The sequence below is a fragment of the Halodesulfovibrio spirochaetisodalis genome (assembly GCF_001672295.1).
Classification (GTDB): domain Bacteria; phylum Desulfobacterota; class Desulfovibrionia; order Desulfovibrionales; family Desulfovibrionaceae; genus Halodesulfovibrio; species Halodesulfovibrio spirochaetisodalis.
Map to the genome: position 1 here is coordinate 17,175 of NZ_JXMS01000014.1, position 16,619 is coordinate 33,793.

The 16,619-nt window shown below is 45.5% G+C and carries 16 protein-coding genes and 1 riboswitch; of the genes, 12 read left to right on the plus strand and 4 right to left on the minus strand.

Going from position 1 to position 16,619, the window contains the following annotated elements; translation table 11 throughout:
* Positions 1 to 99 precede the first annotated feature (99 nt).
* Entirely contained in the window at positions 100 to 1,947 is a 1,848-nt protein-coding gene (typA, locus tag SP90_RS09180; RefSeq protein WP_066854846.1) for a translational GTPase TypA, read from the minus strand.
* 343 nt (positions 1,948 to 2,290) lie between these two features.
* On the minus strand, positions 2,291 to 3,118 hold the full coding sequence (locus SP90_RS09185; RefSeq protein WP_066854848.1) for a purine-nucleoside phosphorylase: 828 nt from the start codon (positions 3,116 to 3,118) through the stop codon (positions 2,291 to 2,293).
* Between the two features lie 120 nt (positions 3,119 to 3,238).
* Between SP90_RS09185 and SP90_RS09190 the strand changes: the two genes are divergently transcribed.
* The 8 genes from SP90_RS09190 (at position 3,239) to SP90_RS09225 (ending at position 10,421) form a co-directional block, all read left to right on the plus strand.
* Positions 3,239 to 3,997, plus strand: coding sequence for a motility protein A (locus SP90_RS09190; protein WP_066854851.1), 759 nt, complete (start codon positions 3,239 to 3,241; stop codon positions 3,995 to 3,997).
* Positions 3,984 to 4,721 carry an OmpA/MotB family protein gene (locus SP90_RS09195; protein WP_066854853.1) on the plus strand — a complete coding sequence of 246 codons (738 nt, stop codon included), beginning with the start codon at positions 3,984 to 3,986 and terminating at the stop codon, positions 4,719 to 4,721. The genes SP90_RS09190 and SP90_RS09195 overlap by 14 nt, the downstream gene beginning before the upstream one ends.
* A 2-nt stretch (positions 4,722 to 4,723) precedes the next feature.
* Positions 4,724 to 5,107, plus strand: a complete 384-nt coding sequence (locus SP90_RS09200) for a PilZ domain-containing protein (protein ID WP_066854855.1) — start codon at positions 4,724 to 4,726, stop codon at positions 5,105 to 5,107.
* Positions 5,108 to 5,130: 23 nt separating this feature from the next.
* Positions 5,131 to 6,549, plus strand: a complete 1,419-nt coding sequence (locus SP90_RS09205) for a biotin carboxylase N-terminal domain-containing protein (RefSeq protein WP_066854857.1) — start codon at positions 5,131 to 5,133, stop codon at positions 6,547 to 6,549.
* 62 nt (positions 6,550 to 6,611) lie between these two features.
* The gene (locus SP90_RS09210; protein WP_066854860.1) at positions 6,612 to 8,873 is read left to right on the plus strand and encodes a carboxyl transferase domain-containing protein; all 2,262 of its coding nucleotides are present in this window, start codon (positions 6,612 to 6,614) and stop codon (positions 8,871 to 8,873) included.
* A gap of 12 nt (positions 8,874 to 8,885) precedes the next feature.
* Entirely contained in the window at positions 8,886 to 9,536 is a 651-nt protein-coding gene (locus SP90_RS09215; protein ID WP_066854863.1) for a biotin attachment protein, read from the plus strand.
* 2 nt (positions 9,537 to 9,538) lie between these two features.
* Complete coding sequence (locus SP90_RS09220; protein ID WP_066854866.1) at positions 9,539 to 9,886, plus strand: hypothetical protein; 348 nt, start codon at positions 9,539 to 9,541, stop codon at positions 9,884 to 9,886.
* 37 nt (positions 9,887 to 9,923) lie between these two features.
* Entirely contained in the window at positions 9,924 to 10,421 is a 498-nt protein-coding gene (locus SP90_RS09225; protein ID WP_066854869.1) for a single-stranded DNA-binding protein, read from the plus strand.
* Positions 10,422 to 10,591: 170 nt separating this feature from the next.
* On the opposite strand, the gene SP90_RS09230 is transcribed toward SP90_RS09225, so the two are convergent.
* Positions 10,592 to 12,079 (minus strand): protoporphyrinogen/coproporphyrinogen oxidase, encoded by a 1,488-nt coding sequence (locus tag SP90_RS09230; protein WP_066854870.1) that lies wholly within the window; start codon positions 12,077 to 12,079, stop codon positions 10,592 to 10,594.
* Positions 12,080 to 12,317: 238 nt separating this feature from the next.
* Between SP90_RS09230 and SP90_RS09235 the strand changes: the two genes are divergently transcribed.
* The 3 genes from SP90_RS09235 (at position 12,318) to SP90_RS09245 (ending at position 13,988) form a co-directional block, all read left to right on the plus strand.
* Positions 12,318 to 12,740: a MarR family winged helix-turn-helix transcriptional regulator gene (locus tag SP90_RS09235; protein ID WP_066854872.1), complete on the plus strand. Its 423-nt coding sequence runs from the start codon at positions 12,318 to 12,320 to the stop codon at positions 12,738 to 12,740.
* A 19-nt stretch (positions 12,741 to 12,759) separates the two neighbouring features.
* Positions 12,760 to 13,407, plus strand: a complete 648-nt coding sequence (locus SP90_RS09240) for a GNAT family N-acetyltransferase (RefSeq protein WP_066854875.1) — start codon at positions 12,760 to 12,762, stop codon at positions 13,405 to 13,407.
* 83 nt (positions 13,408 to 13,490) lie between these two features.
* Positions 13,491 to 13,988, plus strand: coding sequence for an HAD family hydrolase (locus SP90_RS09245; RefSeq protein WP_066854878.1), 498 nt, complete (start codon positions 13,491 to 13,493; stop codon positions 13,986 to 13,988).
* Positions 13,989 to 14,147: 159 nt separating this feature from the next.
* Here SP90_RS09245 and SP90_RS09250 read toward each other — a convergent pair whose 3' ends face one another.
* Positions 14,148 to 14,417: a hypothetical protein gene (locus SP90_RS09250; RefSeq protein WP_066854881.1), complete on the minus strand. Its 270-nt coding sequence runs from the start codon at positions 14,415 to 14,417 to the stop codon at positions 14,148 to 14,150.
* Positions 14,418 to 14,547: 130 nt separating this feature from the next.
* A riboswitch (SAM riboswitch) is annotated at positions 14,548 to 14,653 on the minus strand.
* A 292-nt stretch (positions 14,654 to 14,945) separates the two neighbouring features.
* On the opposite strand from SP90_RS09250, the gene murJ reads away from it, so the two are divergent.
* Positions 14,946 to 16,508 carry a murein biosynthesis integral membrane protein MurJ gene (gene murJ, locus SP90_RS09255; protein WP_066854882.1) on the plus strand — a complete coding sequence of 521 codons (1,563 nt, stop codon included), beginning with the start codon at positions 14,946 to 14,948 and terminating at the stop codon, positions 16,506 to 16,508.
* Positions 16,509 to 16,619: the final 111 nt, after the last annotated feature.

A 16,619-nucleotide genomic window follows, 5' to 3' on the forward strand; every position in this document is an offset into this window, starting at 1 on the left:
AAGACTCTTTTCACTGCCAGTTAGTTGAATAAAAAAAGCCGTGGAATGCGTAACGCGTTCCACGGCTTTGCTATTTAAATACTTCGATTGAATGAAAGCTTACTTGGATTCAGCAGCCTTCTTTTTCTTGCCTGCGAGGCGATGGCGGTTTTGAGCAGAAAGGATGTTCTTACGCAGGCGGATGGACTCCGGTGTTACCTCGACACACTCATCTTCTGTGATGAAGTGGATAGCGCGTTCAAGCGTCATCGGGCGTACAGGGGTAAGGATAACAGCGTCGTCTTTACCGGATGCACGAACGTTTGTGAGTTTTTTACCCTTACAAGGGTTTACGTCAAGATCGTTGTCACGGTTGTGTTCGCCGATAACCATGCCCTCGTATACAGGCAGGCCTGCATCGATGAAAATTTCACCGCGTGGCTCAAGGTTAAAGAGAGCGTAGGCAACAGACTGACCAGCACGGTCACATACGAGAGAGCCAGTGTGACGGGTAGGGAACTCTCCACGGTATTCTTCGTAACCAGCAAACAGGGAGTTCATGATGCCAGTACCTTTAGTGTCGGTGAGAAACTCGTCACGGTAGCCGATAAGGCCACGGGAAGGAATAGAGAATTCCATACGTACGCGACCGGTACCGTTGTTTACGAGGTTTGTCATGCGACCTTTACGGGCGGAAAGTTTTTCAGTCACTACGCCCATGAATACATCATCACAGTCGATGAAAAGTTTTTCTGTAGGCTCAGAAAGTTTTCCATCGATTTCTTTGAAAATAACTTCTGGACGACCGATGGTGAGTTCGAACCCTTCACGGCGCATCTGTTCAACAAGAATAGCCATCTGGAATTCGCCACGACCTTTAACGATGAAACTGTCGCGTTCTTCACTATCTTCAACGCGAATAGCAACGTTGAGCATTGTTTCGCGGTTCAGGCGCTCACGGATTTTACTGGACTGAACGTGTTTACCTTCAGTGCCGGCAAGCGGTGAGGAGTTAATGCTGAAGCGCATAGAAACTGTTGGTTCGTCAACGTTGATACGAGTAAGCGCTTTTGGTGCTTCTTTTGTACAGATGGTGTCGCCGATTTTAACATCTTCGATACCGGAAATTACAACAATGTCACCCGGGTTGGCTTTGCTTGCTTCAGCAAGTTTCAGTCCCTGATATGTCTGGATTTTAGACACACGCAGGTTGCGCGGAGTATTATCAGCGCCGACACATGCAAGCTGGTCGTTGCTCTGGATACTGCCGTGGAACACGCGGCCTACTGCAAGACGACCAAGGTAGTCTGAGTAGGAAAGGTCTGCCACAAGCATCTGGAACGGCTGATCTGGGTCGTATTTAGGGCCCGGAACTTCAGAAAGAATAGTTTCAAACAGTGGTGTAAGGTCTTTCTGTTCTTCTTCAGGAGACGTCATGGCAACGCCGTCACGACCTACTGCGTACAGTACAGGGAATTCGAGCTGGTCGTCGTTTGCTTCCAGATCGATGAAAAGGTCGTATACTTCATCGAGTACTTCATCGATGCGTGCATCAGGGCGGTCAATTTTGTTGATTACAACAATAACTTTGAGACCTGCTTCGAGTGTCTTTTTCAGAACAAAGCGAGTCTGCGGAAGTGGACCCTCGGATGCGTCGACGAGCAGGATTGCACCGTCAGCCATAGTGAGGGAACGTTCAACCTCACCGCCGAAGTCGGCGTGACCCGGAGTATCGATGATATTAATTTTTGTTCCCTGCCAGGAAACAGCACAGTTTTTAGCAGCAATGGTAATGCCACGCTCGCGTTCGAGATCCATGCTGTCCATTACACGGTCATCTACTTCCTGATTTTCACGGAAGATGCCGCCCTGCTTAAACATAGCGTCAACAAGGGTGGTTTTACCATGGTCAACGTGCGCGATGATCGCAACGTTACGAATTGCATCGTTATGAGTAGTCTGAGTCACAGATAATTCCTTATATAATGCAAAAGTTCTTTTGTTGCTGCTGGTTTTGTGCGGCTGGGAAAACTTTCGCGGTTATGCGTTGTGTCGGTGGCATATACCCAAGTGAGGGAAAGGGCAAGCACTCATAAGAGGGTTTTTACGTAATGTACCATGCAGAAAGGGGCAAAGCACGTAAAATAGAGCACCGTAAGCTCTCTTGGAGAAAATAGAGCTTACGGTGTTTTTTTATTCATGGACACAACGAACTAATGAAACCGCACGATGTTCCGATAAGCAGGGTGAAGAATCAGTTAGATCCAGTGGGCATTGTAAAGAAATGTGCCTGCCGGAATCGAAGCTGCATCTAGCACTGTTTGGCAATAACGCCTTGTAGCAGTGCAGAAAGGTTGGCACCAGCTTTGCTAGCAGTTCGGATAATTTCGTCAAGCGGAACATCTTGCATGCAGTCAGGAAGGTTTTTGTTTGTCAGGCATGATATGCCAAGAACTTTTAAACCGAGATGACGTGCGGCAATAACTTCCATAACGGTAGACATTCCGACCGCGTCAGCACCCAGCTGTTTGTACATTCGGGTTTCGGCAGGAGTTTCCATCTGAGGACCGTGTACTCCGGCATAGATGCCACGCTCAAGACGGATGCCAATTTTAGCTGCTTCTTCCATGGCACAGGCGATCAATTGCGGGTCATACGCCTGACTCATGTCAGGAAAGCGCGGGCCCCATTCGTCGACATTGCTTCCGGAGAGCGGAGTGCGTCCTGTGAAGTTGATATGGTCGGTAATTGCCATGAGTGTTCCGGCATCCCAGTGGGGAATAAGGCAGCCTGCGGCATTGGTGGCAATGTATGTTTCAATGCCGAGCATGGCCATAACACGGACGCCCATGCTTACTTCTGCAGGTGAGTAGCCCTCGTACAGGTGATTTCTTCCTTGCTGGAGTACTACAGGAACGTCGGCAATTGTGCCGAAAACAAATTGTCCTGCATGAGATTCCACTGTTGAATGCGGGAAATCAATGATGTCGTTGTAGGAAATTGTTTCGGTGATTGCGACTGTGTTCGCAAAATCACCAAGGCCAGTGCCCAGAGCTATACCGATTTTAGGATTAAGATCGGTTTTTGCAAGCTCTTTGATTGACTGTACTGCGTTATGTACTTTATTCAAACTTTGCATAACCTGCTATACCTATTGTAGATTGTAGGGAGAACATGCCCCGTAATGGGTTTGACGGAGCATGATGCAGTTACATTTTGTGATAATTATACGAACCCGCCTGTTACATAGGTTTAATATATGGATATTGCAACTCTTCTCGGGGTCGTTGTTGGTTTTGCTCTTGTTACTGGCGCCATTTTTATGGGGGGAAGTGTTGGTGACTTCATTAACATACCGGGAGCAATGATTGTATTCGGTGGTTCCGGTGCAGCTATATTTGTAACTTTTCCTTTAGAGGAAGTGGCATTCGCTATCGGAAGTGTAGTGAGAGTGTTTGCCTCCCGACGTACTAAGCCTGCCGAAGTTGTTAACACAATGGTACGCATTGCTGAAATCAGTCGCCGTGAAGGTCTGGTTGCACTTGAAAATATTAAAAGTGAAAGTCCGCTGCTCAAAAAAGCATGTCAGCTTATTGCTGATAATGCTGATCCAGATATTATCCACGACACATTAAAAATTGAAATTTTATCAATGAAACGCAGGCAAAATATTGCCATAGCAGTTTTTAACAGGCTGGGTGCTGTTGCACCTGCTTTCGGGATGATCGGTACTCTTATCGGTCTGGTTCAGATGCTTGCTCATCTGGATGACCCTTCCAGTATTGGTCCTGCAATGGCTGTTGCGCTTTTGACAACATTCTACGGTGCGTTGCTTGCTAACCTGCTCTTCCTTCCAATGGCTGGTAAGCTTAAAGCGCGAACTCTTCAGGAAGAGATTCAGCTGAATGTTATTTTTGAGGGTGCAAAGTGTATTCTTGAAAACAACAACCCTCGATTAGTATACGAAAAATTGAGCTCATTCATTCCACCGGAGGACAGAAAAGATGTTCGACGATAGAGATGAATATGTTGATGAAGAGATTGCAGACGAAGCGCAAGGAGACACTTGGATTACGACTTTTGCGGATATGGTAACCCTGCTTCTTGCATTCTTTGTACTCCTTTTTTCCATGTCTGTTATTGATGAAAAGCAATTTACAGATTCGTTTTTAACTGTTCGGCAGGTTTTTGGTGGGGATGACCAGAACTTGCTGACAACAAAAGTGCGACAGGATGATTCCGCAATTTTGGAATCTGTCCGCTTACAAAAACAGCTTATCGAAGCGCAGCGTCAGGTATATTCTGATATGCGTACCTACCTTAACAAGAAGGGGCTTGAGGGGCAGATCGGGGCTGTTTTTGATGAAGGTGTAATTACACTTCGTCTTCCTGCTGCGGCTATGTTTGAAAACGGCAAAGTGACGTTAAGCAGCGAAGGCTACAGGTTGTTAGAGGAAATGCGCCAGTTATTTTTGAAGAATAAAGCTCAGGTTATCAACATCAAAGGGTACACTGATGATTTGCAACCGAGCCCTTCAAGCAGATACAGAGATAACTGGGAAATATCAGCATTGCGTGCAGTCAATGTTCTGCGTTACTATATTGAGCATGGCATTGAGCCACAGCGGTTGACAGCAACCGGGCTTGGTGACCTTGATCCGCTCATGCCTAACATTAATGAAGCGAACAGAGCGCAGAACCGACGAGTTGAATTTGTTTTTGAAAGACGGGTGGGCAAGTAGCCATGAGTAATCTTGAATTTACTATGCCAACAAATGGTAATGAGCGTCGCAGAGCTTTTAGAGCAAAGGCGTACGGTGTGTCTGTAACCTTTGATGAGCAAAATGTGACTTGCGATATTCTGGACGTCAGTGTAACAGGGTTCGCGATAAAAAATGACTTAGCATTCTTAAGAGAGGGCTCTGAACACTCAATTTCTATCAATGTTGCAGGGAAGAGCTATCTTTCCGATCTTACTTGTAGAGTGGTCAGAATACTTGATAATGGGATAATTGGCTGCGATTTCCGCACTCTTGATCGCAGACAGGAAGCACGGCTTGACCGGCTTGTGCTTGAGTTACAAAAGCGAATGATCGCTAAGAAAAAAGAAAAATCTGCAACTGAGTAGGTTGCAAAAATCGAGGGTAATACGTGCAGAATACAAACCACAAGGTACTGGTGGCGAACAGAGGGGAGATTGCCATCCGTATCATGCAGGCTTGTCAAAAGCTTGGTTTAGGTTTTGTCTGCGTTTACACCGCAGAAGATAGTGCTTCTGGTCATGTTCGCATGGCCAAAGAGCACGGGGGCGAAAAAAGCCTCTATCGTGTTTCTTCTTATCAGGATGCAAACGAACTGTTAGCTGTGGCTGATGAATCAGGTGCGACTGCTATTCATCCGGGCTATGGCTTTTTTGCAGAAGATTATCGTTTTGCACGCCGTGTAACGCAGCGCGAAAATAAACTTATTTTTATCGGTCCTTCATGGAGAATTATTCGTGAACTGGGCGATAAAATTAATACTAAGCGTCTTGCGCGAAGCTTGGAAGTACCTACCGTGCCGGGCTCTGACCGTCCGGTTTACGATGAACTTGAAGCAGAAAAGATTGCTCGTCAGCTTTTCGAGTTTCAGGAAGAACAGGGCATTGAACGCCCTATGGTACTTGTAAAAGCATCCGCAGGTGGTGGCGGCATGGGTATTGAAGAGGTATATGATATTGACCTCTTTAAATCTGTGTACCGTCGTATCCGCAGCTATTCTCTTCGTCAGTTCAGCGACGAAGGTGTGCTTATTGAACAGCGCATCAAAGACTTCAACCACTTGGAAGTACAGATCGTGTCCGACCGTACTGGAAAAAATCCAGTACATTTTGGCACACGTAACTGCTCTATCCAGTCTACCGGTCTTCAAAAACGCCTTGAAATCGCCCCGGGTTTTGACCCTAGCTCCATTAACTACACATTCGACGCCCAGAAAGTTCTGGACGATATTACCGAATACTCTCTCGCTATGGCGCGCAAGGTTGGTTACGATAACGTAGGCACATGGGAGTGGATTGTGACCCGCGACGGTCGCCCGTTCCTCATGGAAGTAAACACACGTATTCAGGTTGAGAACGGTGTGTCTGCTATGATTTCCCGCGTTAACGGACAGGCTGGTGTAGACCTTATTGCAGAGCAGATCCGCGTTGGTTTGGGAGAACCTCTTGGGTACACTCAGGATGCCGTCACCTTCGAAGGTGTTGGTATTGAGTACCGCCTTATTGCTGAAAACCCTGAGATGAAATTTACTCCATGGGTTGGACGCATTGAGGATTTCGGTTGGGATAAACACGAATGGCTTCAGATGCACACACATGTTCCGACAGATGTTGCATACGATATTCCGACCGAGTTTGACCCGAACCTTGCCCTTGCTATTATCTGGGGTAAGGACCTGTCTGAGGTAAAAAAACACGGTAAGGAATTCTTGGATGAATTGCGTCTTACAGGTCGCAATCAGGGTGAGGAATCACTCAAGTCCAATGTTAACTTCCTGCGCATTAAGACTGACGAAATCCTTAAGTTTTAGTGCACATCCGGAACGCTCAGTAAAGCATTATCAACCCCGCCTAGCGGCGCGGGGGAGAATATATGGATACCGAAAAGAGAACACAGCATTTAACCGAACGTCTTACGTACATCAAAGACATATTCGGTGATAAGCAGCAGGAAAATATCCGTCTGCTTGAATCAAAACTTGAAGAGTTCATGCAGCGCGAGAACGGCTTGTCAAATGATGACAAGTTTGCAGCTCTCGTGACGCTTGAAGATCTTTTTGGTTTTGTAGAACGCAATCTTGAAAATGAACTTACCGCGATGGACAAGGTGCGCATTGTGCGTCACTCACAGCGTATCTGCCTTCGTGATATCTTAGAAAACGTATACGATAACTACACCGAAATCGGTGGTAAGGACGAAAACAGCATTGACCCGTCAATGCTGATTGCTCGTGCGTACATTACTCGTCGCAGCGGTAAGCGTGTCTACCATCAGCCGGTTATGGTTATTGGTCAGGAAAAAGGTCACGGCGAAGAGTTCCGTAACGGTGGCTCTGTAAAACCATGGGGTAATGCTAAGGCGTTGCACTACATGAAGGTTGCCGAAACCGAGAACATTCCTGTGCACACATTTGTTTTCACACCGGGCTCATACCCGATTGAAGACGCTCCGGGCGCAGCACAGCAGATTGCTAAGAACCTGTATGAAATGGCAGCACTCAGTGTACCTGTTGTATCCATCTTCTCTGAAGGCGGATCTGGCGGTGCAGAAGCTATTGGCCTTGGCGACAGCCGTCTGATGCTTTCACACGGGTACTACTCTGTTATTTCTCCTGAAGGTGCGGCTGCTATTGAGGGTCGTATCCGTGGTGGAGAGCGCGCTGGCTCTGAACTTGTAGAAAAATGCGCACATCAGCTTAAAATCACTGCTGATGATAACGTGCGCATGGGCTACATTGATCACAAAATTCAGGAGCCTGCCCTTGGTGCACGTCCGTACCATTATGACTTCTTCCGCAGTCTGCGTCAGGAAGTTATCCGTGCAACTGATGAAGTTGTATTGAACGTAAAAGGATTTTCTCCTTTCCGTGCAATGGCGCTTCGTCGTCGCAAAGGCAAGTCCATTGAAGATCTTGATCTCGAGAACATTCATGTACGCTGGAGCCTGAGCAAAAAGGCTCGTGCTCGTCTTATCGCCAAGCGTCACGCGAAGTTTAATAAACTCTCCAAATCTGCTTTCATCGATCGCCGTCCGGTACATCGCCGCGTGGCAGCATGGTTCGTAGAAAAAGGTTGGGATACTTACTCCTACTTTAAATACGATCTGTGGCGTTCACATCAGAAAAAACTGATGTACGCAGTAGAAGAGGTGGATGCGGAAGCCCGTGTTTTGATGGATAAAGTGAAAGCCCCTTGGAAAAAAATTACCAAGGCAATTCCTGCCAACACTTCCAAAGCTGACAAAGAGAAAGAACTTACAATGCTTTCTCAGTGGGACGAGGAAGATCAGGGCAAAGGGCAGTGGAGCTACATTTCTCCACGTGCTAAAGATGACCGTGCGATCACATGTCCGAATGCAGATACTCATGGTTGTCAGGACCTTTGGGCACCTGACCTCTTTGGTGAGTACGCTGGCGTGTGTAACAGTTGTGGCCACCACTTCCCTATGGAATACCAGTGGTACATGCACAATATCTTTGATCCGGGCTCTATCTTTGAGTTTAATACCGAAGTAGAATCTGCTAACCCGCTTGGTTTTGAGGGCTTTGACCTTAAGCTTGAGCAGGCAAAAAATAAAACCGGTCTTAAATCTTCCTGCACGACCTTTGAGGCACGTATTAACAACGTTAAAGTTGTTGTTGCGACCCTCATTGCACCGTTCCGCGGTGGTACTGTGGGTGCTGCAGAAGGTGAAAAGTTTATTCAGGCTGCAGAACGTGCGAAGAAGAAACGCTTCCCGTTCATCAGTTATGTTCACGGCACTGCCGGTATTCGTATTCAGGAAGGTGTTAACGGCGTAATTCAGATGCCTCGATGTACAATGGCTGTTCGCCGTTACATCGATGCTGGTGGTCTGTATCTCGTATTGTACGACACTAACTCTTATGCAGGTCCGCTTGCGAGTTTCCTTGGTTGTTCTCCGTACCAGTTTGCAATCCGTTCTTCTAACATCGGTTTTGCAGGTCCTGGTGTAATTAAAGAGACAACTGGTATGGATATTCCACCAGATTACCATCGTGCACAGAAGGCGCTCAGCCGTGGTCACATCCAGGGTATCTGGGACCGTCGTGATTCCCGACATAATTTATCTCAGGCACTCATGACGATGGGCGGCCGTAACCTTTACTACCGTTAGTGGAGGCTTTAGATGCTCGACATTACAAAACTTCTTGAAGAGATTAAAGCTTCTCCGTACGAAGAGCTTGTTATTACAGCTCCTCACACCGGCGTAGTATCCTTTGGTTCTGTCAAAGAGGGCGACCGTGTTATCGGAGCAACAGGTACTTGGAATGAAATTCCGGGTACTCCTCTTGCTACCTTGCAGCGTGAGCGTAATGATAAAATTATTCGCGCTACCCAAAAAGGTGTTGTGGAAAAAATCTACACTGAGCTTGAAGGCACATTTGTAGAAGCAGGCACTGAACTAGTTCGCCTGCGTCACTTCCTTTCCAAGGAAGAAGTCCTCAGCATTATTCTTAAAAAAGCCTTATACTTGTTTGAAGCTCCTGAACGTGCAAAATACTATTTTGCACCTGAAGTGGATAGCAAGATTAAAAGTTCCGGTTCTCAGAGTGTGACAGTGCACGATGGAATGGAACTGTTTATCATGTCCCGCATGAAGCGTGAGGCACCGCTCAACTATTCTGGACCTGACGGCGTAATCTACTCCGTCTACTTCCAGCATAACGAGAACATTGACTCAGGTGCTCCGCTTATCGGTGTATGTCCGCCGGATCAGCTTGCTCTTATTGAAGACGTAGTTGTCCGCGTACAGACCGAGTGGACTGAACAGGAGTAAGCATGGGTAAAGTTCTGCAGGTTCGTGTTTGGGCGTCTACATATTCAGAAGATGAAGTTCGACAGGAATGGCCGCGGTTGTATGAACTGGCTTTCCCTAAAGAACAGCAACTCTACGTTGCAAAAACCGGTGTGATTGAAATGATTGAAACACTGGTGGATGCGTGTCGTTTTGCTGACTGGTCTGATGAATTAAAAGACTACGCCAAAAAACCGCTTGATGTTCTTTTTGTGCTCTGCAAAGAGCTCGAGGCTGCATTGAGTGAATGGAATCCGCAGAAAGCTAACCAGCTTACAGACAAAATCGAAGATGCATTATCAGACCTTGAAAAAGATTTACCGAACGAGTAAGAATCGTAGATAAAGTTAATTTTAAGGAGCCTCAATAATGCTGAATAAAGTGATGATCATCGGTCGTCTCGGTGCAGACCCCGAGTTGCGCTACGCGGGTAACGGTACGCCTATCGCTAACTTTAACGTTGCGACAGACGAATCCTATACAGACCGTGAAGGCAACAAACAGGATCGTACTGAATGGCACCGCGTGGTTGTCTTCCAGCGTGTGGCTGAGAACTGCGCTAACTACCTTGGCAAAGGAAGCCTTGTGTATGTTGAGGGCAGCCTGCAGACCCGCCAATGGCAGGATCAGCAGGGACAGACCCGTTATACTACGGAAATTAAAGCACAGCGTGTGCAGTTTCTTGATCGCAAAGGTGATGCAATGCAGCAGGGCGGCGAACGCCGTTCCTTCCAGCAGAACAACGCTCCGCGTCCGCAGCAGAACAACAATTTCCAGCCGCAACAGCAGCAGTATAATTCCGGGAATGAAGACCTTGGTCCCGCATTTCCATCAGAAGCTAGTGGAATGGACGACGTACCTTTTTAGCATACGTTATTCATGTCCTGAAAATAAAAGAAGCGAAGTCACAATGTGGCTTCGCTTTTTTATTGGTCGTGCGGTGCTGTTCACGAATTCATATATCTGGGTAGGGCGTTGATAGCGTTGGGTACTTCGGATGCTCAAATGTGGGAATTAATGAGCTAGGGGCTGTTGAGTTAGATGTGTAGGTAGTTCCTAACTCGTTTTGCTGCAATCACTCCTGCTTCAATGGCTGTTTCAAAGACAGGGTAAATCATACCATCGCCAGCGAGTTGAACTCCACCATTCAATGTACCATATAGCTTGGTAAGACGAGAGTATGCACCTACTGTGGAGACGGGGTAGGCGTAAGTAAATCTGTGGATGTCATATCCGCGTACTTTTTGCTTAAGGTCTGGCCAAATCTCTGCGAGTTCAGTGTAACTTCTTTCCAATAACTCATCATCAGTGGCTTCTAGCAGGTAGTTATCTTTATATGAGAATGGCGCTATATAGAGGGAGGCAATGTATCCTTTATGCGATTCCCCAAGCTTTCGTTGAATCCATGTTGAGTCATAGACATCTGTCGGTAGCAATCCGTCCGGGAGTGCCAAGTCAAAAGCATCAGTGAAAATAGGTTCGTCACTGAAAAGGGCTGCAGTCACGTAGGGGCCGTAGGGGACTTGATCTATTAAGTGCTGCTGGTACTGTGTGAGTATTTGTGAACCAATACGTTGTGTAACCGGCATCGGTGTTGCGAAGATAACACTGCGTGTTTTGATTGTTTGAGTGTCACCGTTTGAAGTGTACTCAACATTATATAATCCATCTGCTGTTTTCTTTACGCCGGTAACCTTTGCCGATGTCATAACCTTATCGCCAAGCCTGCCTACAAGGGCATTGATTACGTCAGTAATACCGTTGGGGAAAGAGTATGCCCCGCTGGACTCATTTCTTTCATCCTTATTTTTTTGTAAGAATTCTTTTGTGACGGGGTAATCAAGTCCGATAAAGTCAAAAGCTATTTCTGGGAAAGCCCCCATTGCAGAGACTTCGTTAATATTGGCGCCAAATAAACCGCGGAAGGTTACATTGTAAATTTCAGAATAAATGTTGGGTAATTGTAGTTGGTCAAACCATTCTTTGCAGGTGAGCCTGTCTAGATAGGCAATCCTGCTCTCTTCATCAAAGTCTGGTACTTCATCATAGGAATTTGCGATGTTGATCAGGGTCTCCAAAAAACTATTTAGTTCGTCCAGCCCGCCTTTTTCAGCCAATAACTGTAATCTTCCGTTGTCGCCACTATATAGCTTACCTTCATGCCATATCTGATCCATCGGAGAAGGGATTTCAATAGCTTTCAAATTCAGTTCAGTAAGCATTCGTTTAAAAGTACCGTAGGGCTTACTTAGGTATTCAGTACCCTTAGTATACGACCAGCCATTGTGTTCACCCGAGACTGTACGTCCACCGAAGTATTCTTCTGCCTCCAGTAGCACGATGTTTTTATCCTGAAGATGAAATGCTGAGGTTAAGCCAGAAATTCCTCCACCTATAATTACGGTGTCTTTTACTGTTGCAGTAGCGTAGGCGTTAGTGACGCTTGGAATTGGAGAGAGCACATTAGCTGCTGCAGACGATAGCAGCATTGTAATAAAACGCCTTCGGTTTAACTTGAGATTCATTTTAAGCTCCTGTTGTGGTCGTGTGCTTGTGGCTGGCGGTTTGGTCTTGCATTTCATTAAAAGGGATGAACCATGAAGTCAATATAGTTAATTAAGTAAATTAACTATATTTATAAAGAGAGAGTACGCGCATTAGGCAAGAGTTTAGCAGGGCGATCAGCCTTGCGGCTAATGTAAACTTATTTTAGGTAAGGTAAGTAAATGAAGGCACGTGCAACAATATGGAATTAAATTTACAATGGATGAACTCAAAAATAGCATTGAAAGGATTTATGAGAAATATATTGCTAAGTGTTTGCAGCATAAAGCAGAATCGTTCTCTGGTCTTTCTGAAATAAGCGTCACAGATTCTCATTATCTAGAAATCTTATACTATCTAGATGATCCTACGTTTTCACAGTTTGCGGATGCTGCTAATGTTTCAAAACCGGCAGCTACTCAAATTATTAAGAAGTTTATAGCGAAGGGCTATCTTAGCAAGGTTCAATCTCAAACGGATAAGAGGGTCTATCGATTACAGCTGCATGACGGGTATAAGCAATATTTTGCTGAGATTTCACGTGTTGAGGCTGAATTGTTTAAGAGTGTTGTTTCAGCGTTGACGGAAGATGAAATAACTTTTCTGACGAAGACGTTGCATAAAATCGAGAGCAAACTTTAGTAAGAAGTCGGGTGCGTCGTTGAAATTTGTAACTTACCAAAAAAAATATTTGAATAGTTGTGTTGAGCTAGTGCGTGATACGTGGAGTTTTCATGAAAGTTTCAAAAATGCTAACCAGCTGGATATTCTCTATAAATATTATTTTTTGTCATGTTACAACTACTCTGAACACTGCGAACTGCTGATTGACGAAAATGATACCGTTCGCGGCGTTTTGTTTGGCAGTATTGAGGCTGAAACAATTACTCGTTCTGTTAAGTACAAGTTTCACGAAGTGGCATTGGGGATCTGGATTTTTTTGCACGTGATGTTGGGTCGTTTGGGATGCCGATCCACGGCTTTGAAAGAGATATCTGCTTTAACCGAAACAGACATGCTCGGCGAACAGTATGCAGAGCAATTCGCAAGTGAGATAAATTTATTTATTGTTGCTAAAGGGTTGAGAGGGAGCGGTTTTGGCAGAGCCTTGATGGACAGATATGTGGGGTTTTGCAAGAAAAATGGTTTGAAGTCTGCTTTTTTATGGACCGATCTGGATTGTTCCTTTTCGTTTTATGAAAAGTATGGATTTAGATTACATTCAACCTTTTATCATCATAAGCTGGCAGATACAGCGACTCGCAAAGATAATGGTTTGATTTTTTATTTAGATATCCCTCTCGTGTAATTTATACATTATACTCTAGGATATTGTGCCGAATACGCTTACGTGTTCGGCTTTTTCGCGCATTGAGAAGTAAAGGAACATCCATGTTTGATAGAGCATTATTGTTTGATTGGGGCGGAACCTTGATGGAGACCATGCCTGTATATCTTGGAGAGGGGCGTGGCTGGTCAACAGTGCCTGCTGTGGATGGAGCTGTTGAAGCGGTGCAGAAGGCAAGCGAAAGCTGGCGGGTGGCACTGGCAACAAATGCTTCGGAGTCTAGTGATGAAGAAATGTTGGCCGCATTTGAGCCACTGGGCATTCAAAACTGTTTTTCTGCTGTCTATAGTTTTGGAAGAGCAGGGCGCCCAAAGCCTTGGATTGAATTTTGGCGCTATGCGCTGAATGACCTTCAGCTTCCAGCTGGCAAGGTTGTTATGATAGGTGACAGCTATATGGATGATATCTGGGGTGCCACTGAGGCTGGCTTATATGGAATCTGGCTTAATCTACACTCCGATGAGCGCAGGGAAAAAGAACGTGTGCGTACGATTCATTCATTCGCAGAACTGGATGACGCACTTCTTTCTTTGGGATTTTAGTGCCGCTTCAGGGCTTATAAAATATATTGTAGATTTGTTATGTGATGATCTGCAATTTAAAAATAAAATCCGATGCCGACATGAATAGCATGTCGGCATCGGATTTTTTAGTAATGACGTAGCAGAAGGATAGTGACCAAAAAGCAGGCTGGATATGCGTTATACAATCCGTCCGAGTGAGTGGATGAGATTTTTTCTAAGCGCACGATGACGCCAGATTTCTTTCTCATCACCTGTGGCCAGATCTTTGCGCAATGCGGCGCGTAGTTCATCTTTTTGTGTCGTTGAAAGGTGAAGCATTCGAATGTCGCCTAAGAGTTCCAGTAGATCAGAATACTGCGATGGTGCTGGTTGATCGGTGGAGTCGTGGTAAAGGAACACGATACTTGCTTTCGGGGCTGCTGCAAATTGTGTTAAAAAGGCTAACATGAATAATCTCCTTGTGACCGGAACATCCGGAAAGCTATTAGCTGTATTTTTATCGGACGCGCAATGCTATAAATCCGCCCGTATAAGCATAAAAAAAGCCTCTCATAAGAGAGGCTGAAGTATCTACACAGCCTCATGGTTTCCGCAAAAGCGGCTGGCTTAGCACCTTGTTCTGTAATCAGTACAGGTTGCCGGACAGTCTTCGGGCCAGATCCCTCGTGTCCTCTGCATGAGCGTATGGATCTAGTATGCGCCAGTTTTTTATAAAGTCAAGCAGTAAATGTGCAAAAAAAGATATTGTATTTTTTACAACAAGTTACTGTCGTTGAGTGGCGTTATATAAAGAAAAACAAATAGATAAGTTTTTAATGTCTTTTCATAAATGTGAAATTCGACAAAATAAAGCCAGAATCCATGAGTGGTCATTCAACCCTTGATGGGGTAGGTAATACAGATTGATGTATGGTCAGGTAGCACGCATAACCTGTGATGCTATTGAGGGAATTATTGTAAGGAGCTACCGCATATATGGCGTTTTTTACCGGCAGACAGCATATGGGAGTTGCTGCGGTTATTATGGCCGTGAGCATATTCTTGTCGCGATTTATGGGGTTGATCCGTGATAAAGTTATTTCTTTTTATTACGGGGCATCCATAGAGTCTGATATTTACTTTGCCTCGTTTGTTATTCCGGATTTTTTGAATTACCTCCTTGCTGGAGGATATTTTTCGATAACTCTTATTCCGTTACTCGCTGAATATTTTGGAAAGAATGAAGAGGAAGGGTGGACTTTTTTATCCACAGTACTTTTCTGGGTTGGGGTAGTTGTTACTGCTGGAACCTGTGTGGCATGGATTGGTGCACCGTATTTAGCAAAAATAGCCGCACCGGGATTCGATGCAGCCTCACTGGCTCGGTTGACCTATTTTTTACGTATCATTCTTCCGGCACAAATTTTCTTTCTTCTTGGTTCATGTCTGTCCGGCGTGCTGTATATGCGAAAGCAATTTATGGTGCCGGCACTCGTTCCGCTTGTGTATAATGCTAGCATTATACTCGGCGGCTTGCTTATGATTGATAGAGGGATGGAAGGTTTTTGCTGGGGGGTACTCTTTGGTGCTGCTTCCGGTAGCTTTATGCTTCCTTTTCTAGCAGTGCGGAGCGGCGGCTTGCAGTGGCGTTTTTCACTGCATCATCCAGGACTGAAAAAGTTTGTACTGCTGGCTTTGCCGTTGATGATCGGGCAATCCATTGTAGTTCTAGATGAACAGTTTGTTCGTATTTTCGGGTCTCTCACTGGGGATGGTGCAGTAAGCTTACTGAACTATTCTCGCCGGATTATGCTTGTTCCCGTGGGGGTTGTGGCGCAGGCTGCTGGGGTTGCTTCATATCCATTTTTGGCAGCTCTTGTTGCCAAAGGTGATATGATGGAGTTCAATTCCACATTGAGCAGGGCGTTACGGAACACAATGCTGTTCATTGTACCGCTTTCTTTTTGGATGATAAGTGCAGCAGAACCTACGCTCAGGCTGATTTTTCAACAAGGGAGTTTCGGTGCTCATGAAACTCTTGCCGCAACCCCTCTCTTACAGATCATGCTGGCTTCAGTTGCTTTCTGGGGTGTCCAGCAGATGATCGGGCGTGCTTTTTATGCGCATAAGGATACTATTACTCCGGCTGTAGTTGGAAGTATCGTTTCTATATTGGCGATTCCGGCATATTGGTATCTTGGTCGGACTATTGGTGTAATGGGTGTGGCCTTGGCTGGTACCCTGTCTGTTGTAGTGTACACTCTGGCTCTTTCCGCTGTATGGACACGTAAATTTGGTAGTGACGCATTTTCTGGTGTGGCACGTATGTTCCTGCTTTCAGCAGTGCTTTGCATACCTGCGATGGTTGCTTCTATCTATGCAGTTCAGCAGATAACTTTGATGCTGGCTGAGCGTCCTTTGACAGGAGCTTTTGCTTCCTTGGCTGTAAGCGGAATCCTTTTTTGCTTACTCTATGTTGGCACCTCATTATTGCTTGCTCCTAAAGCGATTGAGCCTGTTCTTTCCTTTATTAAAGGACGAATATTACGGCGTGCTTGAGCCATACTCTACGTATATGAAGATTGTAAAACTCTCCTTGTGGATGCGAGGAGAGTTTTTTTATGCCTTTTGTAGCGGTACGATACGTGACAAATTATGAATGAAACCCGA

Excerpts from the sequence above, each read along its gene's own strand:
- SP90_RS09185 (WP_066854848.1), bottom strand. The coding sequence starts at position 3,118 with ATGCAAAGTTTGAATAAAGTACATAACGCAGTACAGTCAATCAAAGAG.
- SP90_RS09190 (WP_066854851.1), top strand. The coding sequence starts at position 3,239 with ATGGATATTGCAACTCTTCTCGGGGTCGTTGTTGGTTTTGCTCTTGTT.
- SP90_RS09195 (WP_066854853.1), top strand. The coding sequence starts at position 3,984 with ATGTTCGACGATAGAGATGAATATGTTGATGAAGAGATTGCAGACGAA.
- SP90_RS09200 (WP_066854855.1), top strand. The coding sequence starts at position 4,724 with ATGAGTAATCTTGAATTTACTATGCCAACAAATGGTAATGAGCGTCGC.
- SP90_RS09210 (WP_066854860.1), top strand. The coding sequence starts at position 6,612 with ATGGATACCGAAAAGAGAACACAGCATTTAACCGAACGTCTTACGTAC.
- SP90_RS09215 (WP_066854863.1), top strand. The coding sequence starts at position 8,886 with ATGCTCGACATTACAAAACTTCTTGAAGAGATTAAAGCTTCTCCGTAC.
- SP90_RS09220 (WP_066854866.1), top strand. The coding sequence starts at position 9,539 with ATGGGTAAAGTTCTGCAGGTTCGTGTTTGGGCGTCTACATATTCAGAA.
- SP90_RS09225 (WP_066854869.1), top strand. The coding sequence starts at position 9,924 with ATGCTGAATAAAGTGATGATCATCGGTCGTCTCGGTGCAGACCCCGAG.
- SP90_RS09230 (WP_066854870.1), bottom strand. The coding sequence starts at position 12,079 with ATGAATCTCAAGTTAAACCGAAGGCGTTTTATTACAATGCTGCTATCG.
- SP90_RS09235 (WP_066854872.1), top strand. The coding sequence starts at position 12,318 with ATGGATGAACTCAAAAATAGCATTGAAAGGATTTATGAGAAATATATT.
- SP90_RS09245 (WP_066854878.1), top strand. The coding sequence starts at position 13,491 with ATGTTTGATAGAGCATTATTGTTTGATTGGGGCGGAACCTTGATGGAG.
- SP90_RS09250 (WP_066854881.1), bottom strand. The coding sequence starts at position 14,417 with ATGTTAGCCTTTTTAACACAATTTGCAGCAGCCCCGAAAGCAAGTATC.
- murJ (WP_066854882.1), top strand. The coding sequence starts at position 14,946 with ATGGCGTTTTTTACCGGCAGACAGCATATGGGAGTTGCTGCGGTTATT.